Origin of the sequence: Nostoc sp. CmiVER01 (assembly GCF_034531135.2) — a bacterium.
Taxonomy (GTDB): domain Bacteria; phylum Cyanobacteriota; class Cyanobacteriia; order Cyanobacteriales; family Nostocaceae; genus Nostoc.
In genome coordinates, this window is record NZ_JAVRBU020000003.1 from 342,603 (window position 1) to 360,585 (window position 17,983).

The following is a 17,983-nucleotide window of genomic DNA, read 5'->3' on the forward strand; positions in this document are numbered from 1 at the left end:
TAAACTAAGTTTTTGCAGTAGCGTACAAGTCTAAGTTAATGCCTGAGCAACTACTGCCGAAAGTGACTCGTTTGCTGCTTGCTTCAACAATTCAGCTTTATCGGTCTGTTCCCAAGGCAATTCTAAATCAGCCCGCCCAAAATGACCGTAAGCCGCGACGTCCTGATAAAAACGTCCGCCTCTTTCACTTGGTAGGTTACGTAAGTTGAAGGCATGAATTATCCCCGCCGGACGGAGTTCAAAGTGCTGGTTGATTAATTCCAGTAAGGTTTCTTCATCCACTTTACCGGTGCCAAAGGTATCCACCAGAATGCTTGTTGGTCGCGCTACGCCAATAGCATAAGACAACTGAATTTCAACTTTTTCTGCTAACCCAGCAGCGACAATATTTTTCGCCACATAACGAGCAGCATAAGCAGCAGAGCGGTCTACCTTGGTGGGGTCTTTGCCAGAAAAAGCGCCGCCACCATGCCGTGAATAACCACCGTAGGTGTCAATAATTATTTTCCGTCCTGTCAGACCAGAGTCTCCCTGAGGGCCACCAACGACAAATTTGCCAGTGGGGTTAACTAAAAAACGTGTTTCCTGGTTAGGCTTAATTTCAATGTCACCAAAAACAGGTTCGACCACTGCTGACCAGAGGTCTTGTTTTATTTTGGCTTGTACCGCCGCCTCATCCGTGATTTCCCCAATACTGGCTGTATGTTGGGTAGAAATTAGAATAGTATCAATACCTACTGGGCGTCCATCTTCGTAGACCACAGTTACTTGGGTTTTACCGTCAGGACACAGGTATGACAATTCACCTGTTTTACGGACTGCTGCCAATCGGCGAGCAATGCGGTGAGCAAGACTGATGGGTAAGGGCATCAGTTCTGGTGTTTCGTTACTGGCGAAACCGAACATTATACCTTGATCGCCCGCACCAATTTTGTCAAATTGTTCATCACTATCTTGTTCGCGGGTTTCTTGAGCGGTGTTAACGCCTTGGGCAATATCTAGTGATTGTTCGTCTAAAGCCAGCAGAACGCTGGTGCTGTTAGCAGAAAACCCATTATTGGCATTGGTATAGCCAATTTCGGCAATTTTCTGACGGGCGAGATTGACGAAATTCACATTGGCTTTGGTGGTTATTTCACCAGTGATTAGCACTAAACCAGTATTAACTACTACTTCAGCAGCAACACGGCTGCTGGGGTCTTGTGTCAGTAGAGCATCCAGAATGGTATCAGAAATCTGATCGCAGATTTTATCTGGATGACCTTCGGTGACTGACTCCGAGGTAAATAGATATCGACGGGACAAAGGAAATTCCTCCTGACTTGAGTTTTTGGCTGAACTAAATGTAGTATTTAGTTCAACTACCTAATTTAACGTGAGTTAGATGAACCCTAACTTTAACTAAAGTTCAAGCCTGCCCCTCTCTGAGTCAGAGAGACATGGTTTTGGGTAGTAAACCTTTTAAAGGTTGTTTGATTCGGCTCGTTAGGTGAAAACCATATAAGCAGTCGAACTCACATTAATTTATGAAATCATAACAATATTTATACTTCAGTAGTTAGTATCTTATTAATATCGATAAAAACCACTAGCTATCAGGTAAGTATCTGTAAAGAAGATCAATTTATACTAATTATTTTGTAGTTAAAAGTATTTAATAACACAAAAAAAGGGGACACTCAGAAGCGCCCCCACAAACTTTGACACAAACACTGCTACTTTTAAACTTGAACTGCTAACTTTGCTTCGGTAGTTGTCAATCGCTCATAGGCAGCACGCATTTTCAAACCTGTAAGCACTTGGAAGAAACCAGTACCATTATTAGAACCTGGATACTCGCGGTGCTGGAGTAACAAGTGAGTCAATTCACCCTGATATTTAGTGGATGTATTGCTGAGATGGGTTTCGATATAAATTACTTCTTCTAAGTTGTCAAATTGACCATCGACCTCTAGCACTGAGACATAGCGGCCGTAGTAAACATCTGAACCGTAGTACAGTTGCATACCAGGATAGGAACAGGTCAGCTTGCGTCCACAAGGAGTCCAATTAATTGTTGACCCTTCATCAAATAGGTAGGTTGGATCAAAGCCTTCCTTACCTTCGCGCTGGAGCATACGTACTCGCAAGACTCTGCGCTCCGTGTCGTTTTTGATCAAGTTCGTGGGTAATACTTGCAGAACCACATCAGCAAATTCTCTTTGTGGTTCAATAAACTTATCAAAGTCAGGTTTGCGGGAATTGATTTGCGCTAAGACATCTTCGTAGCGATGGCCACGTTCAGCCATATCTCGCTGGATTTTCCAGGCAATTTTGACTTCATCGCTAATGTCAAAATAAACACTGAAGTCGATTAGCGATCGCACCCGCTCATCATATAAAGGATGCAGCCCTTCAACAACTATAATGTGATTCGGCTCTATCCGCTCTGGCGGATCAATCAAGCCAGTTTCGTGGTTATAAATCGGCTTATCAATCGCTTGACCACTTTTGAGCGCTTTAATTTGCTCATACATCAGGTCAAAATTGTTTGCTCTGGGGTCTAGTGCCGTTATCCCAGTTTCTTTACGTTGTTTGCGATCAAGAGAATGATAGTCATCCAAGCAAATGACTGTCATTAAATCTTCACCAAACAAATCTATCAAACGACGCAAAAACGTAGATTTTCCGCACCCAGAGTCTCCGGCTACTCCAATCAGTACCACGCGTTCCGGCTTATTTGTCATAAATCTCCTCTAAAATACTAAAATTGTCTCAATATTTTTTCACACAGCAGATTCTGAAGCCAGGAGTTTACCCCTTTGGTTTATCCTGCGTTCTTGCTACCTAGCACATCTATAAGAAGCAAGCAACAAAAGTAATTAAGTTGCTACTCGTCGGACTAGCCTGAATTTTGGTGCCGGTAAGTATTTAATCCTAGTGGTATATTTGATTTTAACAGAAGGGGGTATCCCATACAAGATTGCTCTCAATAAGAATTAGGGTAGTTCATCAATCATTTTTTTGTTGATTTAGTTGTTAATTTAAAAATGGGGATCAGCATTGCCCATCAGCGTTGCGCCTTTACCAGTCCGCTACTTATGACTATAAACAAGACTTAATGGTATAATTGATTATTGCTGCTAATTTTTTGATATTCCTAAATTGTAATTCCTGCTCGACAATACTTAATATATTCAAAGCAAAAATCTATCCAACGAATGAGCAAAGAACTCAGATTAGTCAAATTTGTGACTGTAAATTTATAAATATGCTCAGATAGAAGCGTTGACGTTATGGCCAAGTACTGATAGGGTTGAAAGATTTTTCACATCAAGTGAAACTGATTACAGTTGCTAAAATCACGATTCTCTATATCGTTATATTTGTAGCTTAAGTTGTCATAGTGATGTCATTGTCCATAGACAGGTCATGAATATAGCTAACAACATTCCCAGATAGTAGATTTAAAGAAGTAAAACCAATTGCAAGAAAACCTTCTGGAATTGGCATTTCTGATTTAAACTCTTGGAGTAGGCAAGCGCAACCACAATTTTTGGAAGTCAACTGAGCAGTATGCTCGTTGGATAATCAGGTAAAAAACTATCTCCCTAATGGGGGTGGTAGTTAACGAAAAAAAGATTAAATTGACTCATTATTAACATTCTCCACAAGACTTATCCTTTACCTTAGAAGGTGAACAGGTGTGTTTTTTGCTATGCCTGCATGTCTTTGGTGAGTGTACTTAGCTAGGCATCAATTTAATGATGCCGTTTTTCCATCATGGCTAGTTTTGTGAAACGAAAATCCGGTAAACTAAAGCTGGCAAGGTAGGGGAATAGTTTTTTTTTGAAAAACGGTTAAGTAAATTATCGGAGTGGTAGAACGAATGTACAATCAAGGTGCTGTTGAGGGTGCTGCCAACACAGAATTAGGTAGCCGTATCTTCCTTTATGAAGTGGTGGGTTTGCGTCAGAGCGAAGAAACTGATCAAACTAACTACCCAATTCGGAAAAGTGGCAGTGTGTTCATCAGAGTGCCTTACAACCGCATGAATCAAGAAATGCGACGTATCACTCGTCTAGGCGGCACAATTGTTAGCATCCAGCCTGTAACTGTTTTAGAACCAGTTAATGGTAAAGCCTCATTTGGGAATGATACAAGCGTTGTCAGTGAGTTAGCTACATCTGGGCAAACTGCTAACAGTGAAGGGAATGGTAAAGCCACACCTGTGAATGCTCATAGTGCTGAAGAGAACAAGGACAAGAAAGGCAACACCATGACTCAAGCGAAAGCCAAAAAAGACCACGGTGACGTTCCTGTTAACACTTACCGTCCCAATGCTCCGTTTATTGGTAAGGTAATATCTAATGAACCGCTAGTCAAAGAAGGCGGTATTGGTATTGTTCAACACCTTAAATTTGACCTATCTGGCAGTGATTTAAAGTATATAGAAGGTCAAAGTATTGGGATTATTCCGCCCGGATTAGACAAGAACGGCAAGCCGGAAAAACTCAGACTATATTCCATCGCCTCGACTCGTCATGGCGATGATGTGGATGACAAGACAGTATCACTATGTGTCCGCCAATTGGAGTACAAGCATCCAGAAACTAGCGAAACAGTCTACGGTGTTTGCTCTACACACCTGTGTTTCCTCAAGCCAGGGGAAGAGGTAAAAATTACCGGGCCTGTGGGTAAGGAAATGTTGTTACCCAATGACCCTGATGCTAATGTCATCATGATGGCAACCGGAACAGGTATTGCGCCAATGCGTGCTTATCTGTGGCGTCAGTTTAAAGATGCAGAAAAAGCAGCTAACCCAGAATACCAATTTAAAGGATTTTCTTGGTTAATATTTGGCGTACCAACAACTCCAAACCTCTTATATAAGGAAGAACTGGAAGAAATCCAACAAAAATATCCTGATAACTTCCGTCTCACTGCTGCTATCAGCCGCGAACAGAAAAATCCCCAAGGCGGTAGAATGTATATTCAAGATCGCGTAGCAGAACATGCTGATGAATTGTGGCAGTTGATTAAAAATGAAAAAACTCACACCTACATCTGCGGTTTGCGCGGTATGGAAGAAGGTATTGATGCAGCCTTAACTGCTGCTGCTGCTAAGGAAGGCGTAACCTGGAGTGATTACCAGAAGCAACTCAAAAAAGCTGGTCGCTGGCACGTAGAAACTTACTAAATTTAGTCATTAGTCGTTAGCGAAGGACAAAGGACAAATGACATAGACGCGCTAGCGGTGAAGCAGCGCGGTCTTGGGGGTTTCCCCCATGAGCGACTGCTGAACCCGAAGGGCTTCCCGCAGGGTAGGACAAATGACTAAGGAAGCAGGATAATCAGTAGGTAGGGCAAACGCTCTACCTACAATTGTTATTAGTGAAATTGGGTGCAAAATGGGTGTGAAACTAGGAATACTGGGATTAGGCACCGTGGGAACGGGAACAGTGCAGTTGTTGCAAGATAGCGCTGGGCGTCACCCATTGTTGCAAGAGATAGAAATCTATCGGGTGGGAGTACGATCGCTAGATAAACCCCGTGCAGTAGAATTGTCTACGGAAGTTTTAACTACAGATTTAGAATCAATTGTCAACGATCCGGCGGTAGATATAATTGTCGAGGTGATGGGTGGGCTGGAGCCGGCGCGATCGCTCATCCTCAAAGCTTTAAGTAATGGGAAGCATGTAGTCACTGCCAATAAAGCAGCGATCGCCCGCTTTGGGGCGGAAATTTTCACAACTGCTAATAAAGCTGGCGTATACGTCATGCTAGAAGCTGCTGTGGGTGGTGGTATTCCCGTGATTCAACCCCTAAAGCAGTCTTTAAGTGTTAACCGTATTCATACTGTAACTGGTATCGTTAACGGTACAACTAACTACATCCTGACACGGATGCAAACAGAAGGCAGCAACTTTGATGATGTCTTAGCTGATGCCCAGCGATTGGGTTATGCTGAGGCTGACCCCACGGCCGATGTCGATGGCTTAGACGCAGCAGATAAAATTGCCATTTTGGCATCATTAGGCTTTGGTGGACGCATCAACCTACAAGATGTTTATACCGAGGGGATTCGGCAAGTGAGCAAAACAGATATTGCTTATGCTGAAAAATTGGGATTTGTGATTAAATTGTTAGCGATCGCTAAACGTGATACTCCCTCATCTCCCCTTTCCGTGAGAGTTCACCCTACTTTAGTGCCTCAAGCCCACCCTTTGGCTAGCATCAACGGCGTTTACAATGCCATTCTTGTCGAAGGAGAACCCATCGGACAAGTAATGTTTTTTGGCCCCGGTGCTGGTGCTGGTGCAACCGCCAGTGCTGTGACATCAGATATTTTGAATTTAGTTGCTGTCCTCAAAACTAATACAGCAGTTGCAAATCCCTTATTAGCTTGTAGACATCAGGAATACTGTCAAATTGCGCCGATGGCAGAATTGATAACTCGGTTTTACGCCCGTTTCCTCACCAATGACCAACCCGGAGTTATCGGTAAATTGGGGACTTGCTTTGGTAACTATGGCGTTAGCTTAGAGTCAATTGTCCAAACTGGCTTTCAAGGGGAACTGGCAGAGATTGTGGTTGTTACGCATGATGTGCCAGAAGGTAATTTTAGGCAAGCTTTGGCAGAAATTCGGGATTTGTCAGCGATCGAAAGTATTCCCAGCTTACTGCGTGTACTTTAAGATTAATGTTTTAGCGATCGCTTGGCTGCTCAATTGCGTAGACGCGGAGCGGCTTGTCGTTAGACATCGCTCGGCATAGAACCAGAAGCCTAGTATCTTATTAAAATTTGCTTAAATCAATTATTAAGTATATTTTCGTAAGTAGCGATCGCTTATACTCCTATAAACAGGTTTGGTAAGCGATCAATGGCAGAAGACCAAAAAGACCAGAACGCAGCCATAACGCCGGAAAGTGTTAAGCAACTCGTTAAGTCCAAGCTGATTAGTTTTGGTATTTCTGGGGGTTTACTTTGGCTTGCAATTCATTTTGCCCGCAACTTGCAATGGAAAAAAGCCGGGTTGTGTATAGTAGCGGCTGGTGTTGTCTGGTTTGGTAAAAAGCTCAGTCCACGTATCGAGCAACGCATAGAGAAACTACTAGACTGGATATTCAGTAATGTTGATAGAATAGCTTTGGATTTATGGGCAAAGTTTGTTGATAGGTGGGAAAAACAAACTTCGCCTTTTAAACACAAATATAAGAAGCAATTGAAGGATGACTGCACCGAGTATGAAAATCGGGGCATAAATAAGGGAGGATTCAAGTTAGAAGATGTTTTTGTTCCACTCAAAATGGAACCAAAAGCTGTGGAAAAGATGTCTCAGAATATTCTGACAGCACAGCCAGACGATAAAGAAATTTCTCAAAATCTATTTAACCCATTAGAGCAGCAGAAAATTGGTGATTTGTTATTTAAAATGGCAAGTAATAACGCATGTAAACGACTTGCTATTTTAGGTGCGCCTGGTTCTGGAAAATCAACTCTTCTCAGATACATTACTTTGAGGTATGCTACAAGCCAACAAAGTAAGTTACATAGCAAAGCTCCTAAACTGATTCCAGTTTTACTAATCCTGCGGGAAGTGTACTCACATATCATTCAACAACCACAGCCAACATTAGCAGAGGTAATTGAGAAGACAAAGACAGTCGAAAAGCTCTCACCCATCAAAGGTTGGTTTACCGAACAACTCCAGCAAAACAAGTGTTTGATGATGCTGGATGGACTCGATGAAATTTCTGATGATACCGAACGACAGACAGTAAGTGGATGGGTTGATAGCCAAATTCAGCAATACCGCAATACTCTATTTATTCTCACTTCACGCCCTGAAGGTTATAGAAAAGCACGACTGCAAGAAAACATCTTAGAGTTAGAAGTCCAGCCATTTAATAAAGATGAACGCTATAGTTTTATTGAAAATTGGTATCAAAGTTGCATAGAAGAGAATGATAGAAAATCAAACTCAAAAGATGTTAAGAAAAAGGCGACTGAAGCAGCGAAGATGCTGATAGAAGAAATTAATAAATCTCCATCTTTAAAAGTGATGGCACGAAATCCTCTGCTGCTAAATATGATTGCTATTAGCTATCAGGCAAGCGGGATTTTGTCTACAAGTAAAGTAGATTTATATGCAGAAATATTTAAAGTTTTATTGGAGAAACGTCAACAAGCAAAACAAATACCTATAATTCTCTATGCTAAAGATAAACAAATAGTTCTGCGTTGTTTGGCACTCAAATTGATGCAAGAAAATACCCAAGCTTTTACATTAGACGTATCTTTAAATAATGGCGAAACCTTCAAAAAAGCTCAATCGCTTATTCAAGAAAAGTTAGCTACATTGACACGGACGGCACAACCAATTTCTCCAGAAGAATTTATCACTAAAGACAATCTGGGGGTGCGAGAGATATTAAGTCAGAGACAACAAGAGGGTATTTATGAATTTGCTCACAAAACTTTTCAAGAATATTTAGCAGCACTTGAAATCAAAGAAACTCAACAAGAAAATATATTAATACAGGCATTATCTGATGAGAAAAAGCTGGCTTGGTGGCGGGAAACAATTCGTTTTTATGTTGCCCAAACAGATGCAACTAAATTAATTGAATATGCTCTAAATCATACAACAGTCGCAGTGCTTACCCTGATATACCAGTGCTGGAGAGAGGAAAGACCACAACTACATCCAAGGGTACAAACAAAGCTTAAAGAAAGGTTTGAGCAGGGTCTAGAATCTGATAAACTAGACGAATTTACTCTAGCAGCAGAGGTTAAGCTTGCCGACCGTCTGAATCGATTAAATTATGACTTACTAATAAATGAAAGTAATTCTAGCAGTTCTGAAAAAATTGATGAAAGCTATATAACTTGTGCAGAATATCAGCTATTTTTAAATGAAACAAGTACGCCAAGTACCTTAGATAATAAAAAACAAGCTCAACAGCCTGTAACTAATATTAGTTTTTGGGATGGTAATCGTTTTTGTGCTTGGTTAAGTTTAAGAAGTCGCCAAGAATTAGCTGAACCAGGAATCTGTTATAGACAAGCAGATGAAAAAAATGCTGATGGTACAATTAAACTTCTGCGGTTTCAAGTACTTACTCGTTATGCACAACTCGCCTACTACCTAGCAGCAGGTATGTGGAAAGAAGCTGACGAGGAAACATTTAAAGTGATGCTGGAAGTAGCAGGACAAGAAAAACAAGGCTACTTAGATATAAATGGCATTCAGCGATTTCCTTGTGAAGACTTAAGTATTATCGATCAACTGTGGATAAATTACAGCAATGGACACTTTGGATTTAGTGTTCAGAAAAAAAAATATCTCGATGTGGGTGGAATCTTAGAAGGAAGTCGAACAAGTTCACCTTTCAAGAAGATTTTCGCCCCCTTCATAAGCATATATGCACGTTTTGGTCGTAGAGTTAGGGATGATAATAACAGATACGGGAGCTATATCCGGCGCGTGGAGTGGGATGGTAGAACGAGATATGAATCTGATGCCCCTTCGGGACACTTACCCTTAAAAGTTTTTTTAATGAGAGTAAGTGAGAAGGAAGATGGAATAATGGGAATATTCCTTCTTACAGTGAATAAATACCCGATAAATTTGTTTCTTGTTTATATCTTCTCTCGCGTCGAGACTTGTAAAATGTAACATATAAAAAAAGAAGTTTGTAAACATTTGTGACAGCCTCTTTTCCCACGCAATAATCAATATTTCATAAATCCGATACCTGGCACGAGCGGCTGATAGTAATTTGCCAAAATAAATTTTTCCGCTACCTCATACACCTCAGTGACATTGCCTGCTAAACCACCCTAGAGGATGTTTGAAAAAGATCGGCTTGAGCCTCAAGTGCGACTCAGAGGTGCGATCTCAAATCCCAGAACTCCGATTCTCTCGTAGCAATTTCTCGGTAGCGACGGTAGCGAAGCACACGCTGGAGGACTTTTCAAACATCCTCTTAGAATTGCAAATATAAGCAACTAAAAAAGGACTCTGAAATATGGCTCAAATCTTAGTTGAAAATTTAGATCCCATTATTTTAAAAAAGCTAGAAACTATTGCCAAACAACACGGTAGGTCTTTACAAGAAGAACTAAAGCAGATCCTACAACAAGCGGCTGAAAAAGCGACATACTACCACACTGGCAGCGATATGGACAAAGCCAGAGAAGCTGTAGCACGCGCTCAAGTTAGATATACAGGAAAAATTTTCAGTGATAGTACTGAACTCATTTGCGAGGACAGAGAACGGTGAGTCAGTATGTTTTAGATGCTAGCATTGCTATAAAGTGGTTCATTCCTGAAGTCTACTCTGATGCCGCTAGGTGTTTAGTAGCAAGTAATCATACCTTCTTAGTTCCAGATTTTTTCTTCTCAGAAGTGGGAAATGTCTTGTGGAAACGAGTCCGTCGTGGTGAAAACACGGCTGAAAATGCAAGACAAACATTAGCAGATTTAAATGCAGTTCCTGTAGAGGTGTACTTATCTCAACCTTTAATGCCACTTGCTTTAGATATTGCCTTTCAGAGCGATCGTGCAGTGTATGACAGTTTATACTTACCCCTTGCTATTACTCAACAATGCCAGATGGTAACAGTAGACGAAAAATTTTACAACGCACTGAAAACCAGTAGCTACGCAAGTCATCTTTTATGGGTGGAGAATATTTAAAGAGCTTTGATGTAGACTACCGCAGGCATCTCCCCTTCCACTGCTAAACTAAAAAACAACCCTTACTCCTGCAAAGGTAGCCTTATGACCTCTGCAACCGATCCATCCACCGCCCTCACACCGTTCCCAGACCATACACAGCTTCCTGAGTCTGATGGTACATTCGTGAAAAATTTTCAGGAACATCCCCAAAGTATTCTCCTAACAGACTCGATTAAACCGATATTACAAAAACGTCATCCTGATGGGCAATACTGTATTGGTCAAGATAGCGGTATCTACTGGCGTATGACTGACCCTCCAGAAAAAGGCGCAGAAGCTCCAGACTGGTTCTATGTAGGGAATGTACCACCTAACCTTGATGGACAAACGCGCAGGTCTTATGTACTCTGGCGAGAGTTTATTGCCCCATTAATTGCCTTGGAATTTGTTTCTGGCGATGGTAGTCAGGAGCGAGATAAAACTCCGTGGAAGGGGAAATTTTGGATTTATGAGCAAGTGATTCGTCCTCCCTTCTACGGCATTTATGAAGTGAATAAAGCTAACGTAGAAGTTTATGAATTAATTGGTGGACAATATCGGTTATTAACCGCAAATGAACGTGGACATTATCCCATACATCCTTTAGGAGTTGAGTTAGGGATTTGGCAGGGACAATATTATAATATGGAATTACCTTGGCTACGCTGGTGGGATTTGCAAGGTAATTTGTTGTTGACTGGTGAAGAAAGAGCCGATCGCTTGACTGCTCAATTGCGCTCTTTAGGCATCGAACCAGAAATCTAATCTTTACCTATTTATTCACATCCAGCAACCGGGAAGTTTCTAAGCGATTCATCCACTTTGCGAAATAAACTCGATTCGCTTTTTCCTCGGATGGATCTTTAGTATCTATTGGATAAGGCGCTAGTCCTAAAATCGCTGCTGTGGTCACGCAAAACATCGATTTTTGGAAAGTCATACAAATTTGCACTCGCAAATCATCTTCACCCCGAAGACTGCGACGATAAACTTCATGCAAGTACTCTGGAAGATAATGACGCATATCTTGCATCAACAAGGTAGGAGGAATACCTGCACCGCCGATGGGTAAAGGATCGGCGTATAATGCGCCATACTGGAATCGACTTTGATCTGGGGAGATTTGATAAGCTTGAGCGTTGTATGAAACTGTGCCCTGGAAAGGTGTTCCCCTAAAGAAAACTGCTTCTACATAAGGTATTGCTGTGTCTGCTAAGAAAGTCAAACCAACGTCTTGGGGAATGATTTCATAGAGTTTTTCCCGAACTTTGACAGTGTAGGTAATTGGCTTGGATGCATTTTCCACTAACCCTGCTTTAATATGGTCTACAATTTGGGGAATTGATTTGATTTCGCCTTTATCGTAGCGGTCTGATAAGCTGAGGAAAATATCAGCCATGACTCGCCAAAATTGACCTAAACCAGTGTAGTAAGCAGAAACGCGTAACTGTTCGGTCAAAAAGTCTGGAAACAGTTGGTTAATGCCTAAAATTAAAGGATTATTTTTAAATTTAGCTGTGATGACAGCTTGTGCTCTTTCTTGAAATTCTTTTGTATCTAAATATGTATCTAAACCGCCGCCACCGTGCCACATCATGCCTTTCATGCAATACTCGGCATATTCAAAATTAATCCGATCATGCCACCAGTGACGAAGTAATTTCTGAAAAGATACTTCTCCATTAAAGTATTTAAAAAATGGGAAAAATACTAAAAACTGATGTTCGGCAATATAATTCAGATTTATTGAATAGGCATCTATAACTACGCCATAGCTTTTGAGAATACCAACTACTTCCACCACATTTTCTGGACTATCGGAAAGTAATGCCTGTCCTGTTTGCAGGCGTTCAATAAACTCGGGCAAAGGTTCGTTTGTGAATTTCTTTCTAATAGTTACCATTGCGATTTCTCCATAAAGTATAGGGTATTGGGCATGGGGCATTGGGCACGGGAAGAGGCAGGACAGGGGACAAGGGGGAGAATGAAAAATTACTTTTTTCTCCTTTGCTCCTTTGCTCCCTGCTCCCCTGCTTTAAGAGCCTTCCCATCTCCCTATTCTCTACTTTCTACTTCCCATTCCCCATTTTCTTATCCAAGGACACTGTTGCTACAACGCTTTGAGTATTCACCATTGCTGTAATTGTTGGTTCAGTCCAGCGTGCTAACCAACCAGGTTGAATGCCGAAAATAACAATTAGCACAGCTAAAATAACAGCTGGGCCGCGATCGCTCCAATACACCCGTGGTAGGTTGGTAACTTGTGCAGACAAGCGTCCAAAAAAGGCACGGTTGAGAAGTATTAAAAAGTAAACCGCAGTTAAGCCTGTGCCAATCATTGATAGCAGCGTTTGCACTGGAAAAACTGGAAAACTGCCCCGAAAAATGATGAATTCGGAAATAAAGCCAAGCATTCCTGGTATACCTGCACTGGCCATTACCCCCACAACAATCAAGCTACCAATTACGGGCATACCTCGTTCTGGGTTCAGCAGTCCTTGAAGGATTTCTAAATCCCGGCTTCCGGCTTTTTTATACACAACCCCTACCAGCAAAAACAGCATGGCGGAAATCAAGCCGTGGCTAATCATCTGCATTACAGCACCTAAGACGCTTAATGGTGTGGAAGCCGCCGCCGCTAAAAGTACGTAGCCCATGTGTCCAATAGAACTGTAAGCCACCATTTTTTTCATATCGGTCTGGGCGATCGCGCAGGATGCACCATACAGTACACTTACTACTGCCCAAGTCGCTAACCAAGGAGCCACATAAGCCCAAGCTTCTGGTAACAAGTTCATGCCAAACCGCAGTAAGCCATAGGTTCCCAACTTCAACAACACTCCAGCCAACAGCACAGAAATTGGTGTGGAAGCTTCAACGTGAGCATCTGGCAACCAAGTATGGAAGGGAACTAAAGGAATTTTAATCCCGAAACCTATCAAAATTCCCCCTAGCAGTAAAAGCTGTGTCGCTAGAGGTAAAGTCGTTGGGTTCAAGGTTGCTAGTGCAAAGCTAGAGGAACCACTCAGCCAAACCATGCCGAGGAAACTTGCCAAAATCAAAATTCCTGAAACGGCAGTATAAATGAGAAATTTTGTTGCAGCATAACCCCGCTTTTCCCCACCCCAAATGGCTATCAAAAGATATAAGGGGATTAGTTCCAATTCGTAAAATAAGAAAAATAATAGTAAATCCTGTGCCAGAAAAGCTCCAGTCACCCCAGCGCTTAATAATAGTATTAAAGAATAATAAAATTTAGGACGCTGAAGAGATTCATCGCTGCTGTAGATGGCAATGCAAGTTAACAATCCATTCAAAACCAGCAGTGGCAAAGATAAACCATCTATTCCCAGATTATAGTTCAAGCCTAAAACATCTATCCAAGGTACAGACTCGGCAAACTGTTGAGTGATTTCCCCTGGATGGAACTGAATTGCTAGTATAATTGTCCACAAAAAAGCGATGCTGGCAAAGACTAAAGCCACCCCACGGGCGAATTTCCCATTGATGCCAGAGGGCGAGAAACCAATTAAAGCTGCGCCGATTAACAGCACCAGAATTAAAACACTAAGCATAGACGGAATTCAGGTAAGGGGAAGCATGAGGAACAGGGGGAGCAGGGGAAGCAGGGGGAGAGTAAAAACTTTTAACTCCTAAAAGACGCGATTAATCGCGTCTCTACTCCTAACTCCTGTACAGACGTGATTAATCGCGTCTCCTAACTCGCTTAAAAAGGTAATTTATCTAGTAAACCCGATGACCAGCTGATGAATAAACCCAAGACACTGACGACCGCTAAGATAGTCAACATATAGCCCTGAGATTGTCCAGAAATGCTGTACTTTAAAGTTTGTCCGCCGAGAATTGTCGCAAAGCCAACTAAGTTTACTAGACCATCGACTAAATAGCGATCGCTCCAAGCAGAGATTTTAGATAACAGTGCGACTACACCCACTACTGTTAACCGATAAACTCGGTCAATATAAAAATCATAACCTAACAAGTCCTGCACAAATCTCCACGCCAAGATTCTGGATCTTGACCAAGCTTTATGTAGATGAACTGTAGACCCTATACCTACCCCCACGACGGTAGAACTAAACAACGCTAATGCCACATACCAATTAATACTTTCCCAATTCGGTAGCAAGTACCATTGCTGTAGCATTAAAGGCACAAGCAGAGTCAAGACTGTGAGAATCACCATTGGTAAGGCCATCTGCCAACCAACTTCTGGGGTGCGACGGGTCTTTTGTTGTGGTTTACCCCAAAATACTAATCTAAATACTCTGGTTAAGTTCAATGCTGTCAAGCCATTGACTAATAATAAAACCCCAATTACCCAAGGGCTAATATTCACAAAACCGTCAGCCCATGCTAACATTGCCCAAAAACTTCCTAATGGTAGCAGTGTTACCATCCCGGCTGAACCGACAACAAAGGCAGTAGTTGTGGCTGGCATCCTTGACCACAGACCGCCCATTTCTGTTAGGTCTTGGCTTTGGGTGGTCAAAATTACTGAACCAGAACTCATAAATAATAATGCTTTAGCGATCGCATGAGTTAACAGCAACATCAAGGCTACTCCCCCTTGCTGTAACCCCACTGCCAAAAACACTAAGCCCATGTATGCACTAGTTGAATGAGATAGCGATCGCTTAATATCTATTTGAGCTATGGATACTAATGTTGCTCCAATCGCTGTCACCGTTCCCATAATTACTAATACATCCAAGGCAACTGGCGACAGTGCTAACAATGGTTGTAGTTTATACAGTAAATAAGCACCACCAGCTACGACTAATGAGTTTCTCATTACCGAGGCGGGGTTGGGCCCTTCCATTGCCTCATCCAACCAAAGATGCAAGGGAAATTGGGCGCATTTTCCAGCAGGCCCAGCAATTAACGCCAACCCCAGCAATGTTGATGTCACTGGGCTTAAATTAGCCGTTTGCGCCCACTCATATAAATCTGAAAAGTTCAAGCTCCCGGCTAAGGTAGAAAGCGTCACCACAGCCATCAGCAACAACAAGTCTCCCACCCGTTTGGTTAAAAACGCATCCCGCGCCGCCGTCACTACTAGCGGTTGAGCATACCAGAATCCTACCAGCAAGTAAGTTGAAAGCGTCAGCACTTCCAAAAGGCAATAGCTGAAAAATAAAGAATCACTGATTGCTAAAGCACTCAGCGCTGCTTCAAAAAATCCCAGCAGTGCAAAAAAACGCGCCAACGACCAGTCTTTTTCCATGTAACCCAGAGCATAAACTTGTGCAAGTAAGCTTAACCCTGTAATTAAAACTGTTGCCCCAATACTGACTGCCGAAAGTTCCAAGGCAAAAGATAAGTCTAAATCAGCAGCTTTAAACCACGTCACTAGTAACTTTTCTGGCTCTCTATCCCAGATAATCTTAAATACAAACAGACTATGGGTAAAAGCCAAAACTGTCATCAACAAGTTTATGTATGCCGCAGGTCTTGGCCCGGTTCGCCGAATTATTCCTATTCCCCACGGCAACGTCAAAATTGCACCTAATAAGCTATATAAAGGCACAAACCAACTTGTTGAAAATAGATATTGATCCATTTAAATTCACCTTGACGACTCAGCCTTGATTTTAAAAAAGCTTTTATATTATTATTTTATTTATTTCTTAATTTAAACTAAAATATCATTAAGTATTTTTACTTTACTTTCCGCTATTAAACTTTAATAAAATATAACTTCACATAGGTTAAAGCATTTACTTCCTTTAACCTCACCTTTGTTTTTACATTTTTATTTCTACTTTGAACAAAGTAATTTATACGATATATTTGAAAAAATTATATATTTTTTACTTAGTCCTTGTACATATACCAAAAATTGGCATAACCTAGACACAGCATAAGATATAGCAGCTTGTCTTCCCTCCCCAGATAAAATTACCCTTGGTTATGAATATCGTTTTGTAAATGTGATAAAGAAATTATAAAGCATAAGTGGCTCCTCTAGGAATCAGTGAACTTTTAATTGCTCAGGAGGACAGATAAATTTTTGTTAAGTTTTTTAAAACTTTCTTATCATAAACTATTATAGTAATTTATATTGCCAGGAAGGCCAACCTTTCCTATGCTTAATTTGGAAGTGTTTTCTTAGCTATTAAGATCAAGCTCTCCCCGTCAAAAATTTCAAGCGACAGTACAGATTGGATTAATATTGTAGGAGTTCTGCGATGCCAATTGCAGTTGGGATGATTGAAACGAAGGGCTTTCCAGCAGTAGTGGAAGCTGCTGATGCGATGGTGAAAGCCGCCCGTGTGACTTTAGTAGGGTATGAAAAAATTGGTAGCGCTCGCGTCACCGTGATAGTTAGGGGAGATGTATCGGAAGTACAAGCTTCCGTAGCTGCTGGAGTTGAAGCGGCGAAAAGAGTATTTGGTGGTGAAGTGTTATCCACTCATATCATTGCTCGTCCTCACGAAAACCTAGAATACGTCTTGCCGATACGTTACACAGAAGCTGTGGAACAGTTCCGTACCTAAAAGCTGTTTAAATAAAGAAATTAACACTCTTTACCTTTTTGAGCATCGCTTTCTCTTGTCCAGGGCTAAAAACTTTAAATAGGGATTAAAATCTAATGTCAATTGCAGTGGGAATGGTTGAAACGCTAGGCTTTCCAGCAGTAGTGGAAGCTGCTGATGCAATGGTGAAAGCTGCCCGTGTAACTCTAGTAGGCTATGAAAAAATTGGCAGTGGTCGAGTTACCGTAATTGTTCGGGGTGATGTGTCGGAAGTGCAAGCTTCCGTAGGCGCTGGTGTTGAGTCAGTGAAGCGAGTCAATGGTGGACAAGTGCTATCTACTCATATCATTGCTCGTCCTCACGAAAACTTGGAATACGTCCTACCAATTCGTTATACCGAAGATGTAGAACAATTCCGGGAAAATGTGAATGCAATTCGTCCTTTCGGTAGAAGACCGTAATTTGTAATGCAAGTCGCCAAAGTTCGCGGCACAGTAGTTAGCACCCAAAAAGATCCAAGTCTTAGAGGTGTAAAACTACTGTTGTTACAATTAGTGGATGAAGACGGAAACATCCTGCCAAAATACGAGGTAGCAGCAGATACTGTAGGAGCAGGAGTGGATGAGTGGGTACTTGTCAGTCGTGGCAGTGCCGCTCGTCAAGTTATTGGCAATGAACAGCGACCATTAGATGCAGTGGTAGTAGCAATCATAGATACTATTCACGTTGAAGATCGCCTCATTTACAGCAAAAAAGATCAATATCGATAGTCATTAG

At 41.6% G+C, this 17,983-nt stretch carries 14 protein-coding genes; 9 read left to right on the forward strand and 5 right to left on the reverse strand.

The annotated features are described in order from the left end of the window. Window positions 1–30: 30 nt before the first annotated feature. Entirely contained in the window at window positions 31–1,305 is a 1,275-nt protein-coding gene (metK, locus tag RMZ43_RS06530) for a methionine adenosyltransferase (RefSeq protein ID WP_322655190.1), read from the reverse strand. A 416-nt stretch (window positions 1,306–1,721) separates the two neighbouring features. After that, the gene (locus RMZ43_RS06535) at window positions 1,722–2,726 is read right to left on the reverse strand and encodes a phosphoribulokinase (protein ID WP_322646157.1); all 1,005 of its coding nucleotides are present in this window, start codon (window positions 2,724–2,726) and stop codon (window positions 1,722–1,724) included. A gap of 1,142 nt (window positions 2,727–3,868) precedes the next feature. Here RMZ43_RS06535 and petH point away from each other — a divergent pair. The 6 genes from petH to RMZ43_RS06565 all read left to right on the forward strand — a co-directional run bounded on the left by petH (window position 3,869) and on the right by RMZ43_RS06565 (window position 11,471). Then, the gene (petH, locus tag RMZ43_RS06540; protein WP_322646156.1) at window positions 3,869–5,179 is read left to right on the forward strand and encodes a ferredoxin--NADP reductase; all 1,311 of its coding nucleotides are present in this window, start codon (window positions 3,869–3,871) and stop codon (window positions 5,177–5,179) included. A 211-nt stretch (window positions 5,180–5,390) separates the two neighbouring features. Beyond that, entirely contained in the window at window positions 5,391–6,677 is a 1,287-nt protein-coding gene (locus tag RMZ43_RS06545) for a homoserine dehydrogenase (RefSeq protein ID WP_322655191.1), read from the forward strand. Window positions 6,678–6,863: 186 nt separating this feature from the next. Beyond that, on the forward strand, window positions 6,864–9,662 hold the full coding sequence (locus RMZ43_RS06550) for a GUN4 domain-containing protein (protein WP_322655192.1): 2,799 nt from the start codon (window positions 6,864–6,866) through the stop codon (window positions 9,660–9,662). A 352-nt stretch (window positions 9,663–10,014) separates the two neighbouring features. Next, window positions 10,015–10,269: a FitA-like ribbon-helix-helix domain-containing protein gene (locus RMZ43_RS06555; RefSeq protein ID WP_322655193.1), complete on the forward strand. Its 255-nt coding sequence runs from the start codon at window positions 10,015–10,017 to the stop codon at window positions 10,267–10,269. Continuing rightward, complete coding sequence (locus tag RMZ43_RS06560) at window positions 10,266–10,685, forward strand: type II toxin-antitoxin system VapC family toxin (RefSeq protein ID WP_322655194.1); 420 nt, start codon at window positions 10,266–10,268, stop codon at window positions 10,683–10,685. The genes RMZ43_RS06555 and RMZ43_RS06560 overlap by 4 nt, the downstream gene beginning before the upstream one ends. A gap of 84 nt (window positions 10,686–10,769) precedes the next feature. Next, on the forward strand, window positions 10,770–11,471 hold the full coding sequence (locus tag RMZ43_RS06565) for a Uma2 family endonuclease (RefSeq protein WP_322655195.1): 702 nt from the start codon (window positions 10,770–10,772) through the stop codon (window positions 11,469–11,471). A gap of 7 nt (window positions 11,472–11,478) precedes the next feature. Here RMZ43_RS06565 and RMZ43_RS06570 read toward each other — a convergent pair whose 3' ends face one another. The 3 genes from RMZ43_RS06570 to RMZ43_RS06580 all read right to left on the reverse strand — a co-directional run bounded on the left by RMZ43_RS06570 (window position 11,479) and on the right by RMZ43_RS06580 (window position 16,290). Continuing rightward, window positions 11,479–12,609 carry a CO2 hydration protein gene (locus RMZ43_RS06570; RefSeq protein ID WP_322655196.1) on the reverse strand — a complete coding sequence of 377 codons (1,131 nt, stop codon included), beginning with the start codon at window positions 12,607–12,609 and terminating at the stop codon, window positions 11,479–11,481. A 166-nt stretch (window positions 12,610–12,775) separates the two neighbouring features. Further along, window positions 12,776–14,281: an NADH-quinone oxidoreductase subunit M gene (locus tag RMZ43_RS06575; RefSeq protein WP_322655197.1), complete on the reverse strand. Its 1,506-nt coding sequence runs from the start codon at window positions 14,279–14,281 to the stop codon at window positions 12,776–12,778. Between the two features lie 152 nt (window positions 14,282–14,433). Beyond that, on the reverse strand, window positions 14,434–16,290 hold the full coding sequence (locus tag RMZ43_RS06580; protein ID WP_322655198.1) for an NAD(P)H-quinone oxidoreductase subunit F: 1,857 nt from the start codon (window positions 16,288–16,290) through the stop codon (window positions 14,434–14,436). Between the two features lie 628 nt (window positions 16,291–16,918). On the opposite strand from RMZ43_RS06580, the gene RMZ43_RS06585 reads away from it, so the two are divergent. From RMZ43_RS06585 to RMZ43_RS06595, 3 genes are all read left to right on the forward strand, one after another. After that, window positions 16,919–17,227 (forward strand): carbon dioxide-concentrating mechanism protein CcmK, encoded by a 309-nt coding sequence (locus RMZ43_RS06585; protein WP_012410633.1) that lies wholly within the window; start codon window positions 16,919–16,921, stop codon window positions 17,225–17,227. Between the two features lie 95 nt (window positions 17,228–17,322). Then, complete coding sequence (locus RMZ43_RS06590) at window positions 17,323–17,667, forward strand: carbon dioxide-concentrating mechanism protein CcmK (protein ID WP_039748664.1); 345 nt, start codon at window positions 17,323–17,325, stop codon at window positions 17,665–17,667. Between the two features lie 6 nt (window positions 17,668–17,673). Further along, window positions 17,674–17,976 carry a EutN/CcmL family microcompartment protein gene (locus tag RMZ43_RS06595; RefSeq protein ID WP_322646150.1) on the forward strand — a complete coding sequence of 101 codons (303 nt, stop codon included), beginning with the start codon at window positions 17,674–17,676 and terminating at the stop codon, window positions 17,974–17,976. Window positions 17,977–17,983: the final 7 nt, after the last annotated feature.

Bases quoted from the DNA above. Each gene is read 5' to 3' on its own strand.
- RMZ43_RS06565 (WP_322655195.1), top strand. From the start codon at position 10,770: ATGACCTCTGCAACCGATCCATCCACCGCCCTCACACCGTTCCCAGAC.
- RMZ43_RS06575 (WP_322655197.1), bottom strand. From the start codon at position 14,281: ATGCTTAGTGTTTTAATTCTGGTGCTGTTAATCGGCGCAGCTTTAATT.
- RMZ43_RS06590 (WP_039748664.1), top strand. From the start codon at position 17,323: ATGTCAATTGCAGTGGGAATGGTTGAAACGCTAGGCTTTCCAGCAGTA.
- RMZ43_RS06555 (WP_322655193.1), top strand. From the start codon at position 10,015: ATGGCTCAAATCTTAGTTGAAAATTTAGATCCCATTATTTTAAAAAAG.
- RMZ43_RS06550 (WP_322655192.1), top strand. From the start codon at position 6,864: ATGGCAGAAGACCAAAAAGACCAGAACGCAGCCATAACGCCGGAAAGT.
- RMZ43_RS06585 (WP_012410633.1), top strand. From the start codon at position 16,919: ATGCCAATTGCAGTTGGGATGATTGAAACGAAGGGCTTTCCAGCAGTA.
- RMZ43_RS06535 (WP_322646157.1), bottom strand. From the start codon at position 2,726: ATGACAAATAAGCCGGAACGCGTGGTACTGATTGGAGTAGCCGGAGAC.
- RMZ43_RS06545 (WP_322655191.1), top strand. From the start codon at position 5,391: ATGGGTGTGAAACTAGGAATACTGGGATTAGGCACCGTGGGAACGGGA.
- petH (WP_322646156.1), top strand. From the start codon at position 3,869: ATGTACAATCAAGGTGCTGTTGAGGGTGCTGCCAACACAGAATTAGGT.
- RMZ43_RS06570 (WP_322655196.1), bottom strand. From the start codon at position 12,609: ATGGTAACTATTAGAAAGAAATTCACAAACGAACCTTTGCCCGAGTTT.
- RMZ43_RS06595 (WP_322646150.1), top strand. From the start codon at position 17,674: ATGCAAGTCGCCAAAGTTCGCGGCACAGTAGTTAGCACCCAAAAAGAT.
- RMZ43_RS06580 (WP_322655198.1), bottom strand. From the start codon at position 16,290: ATGGATCAATATCTATTTTCAACAAGTTGGTTTGTGCCTTTATATAGC.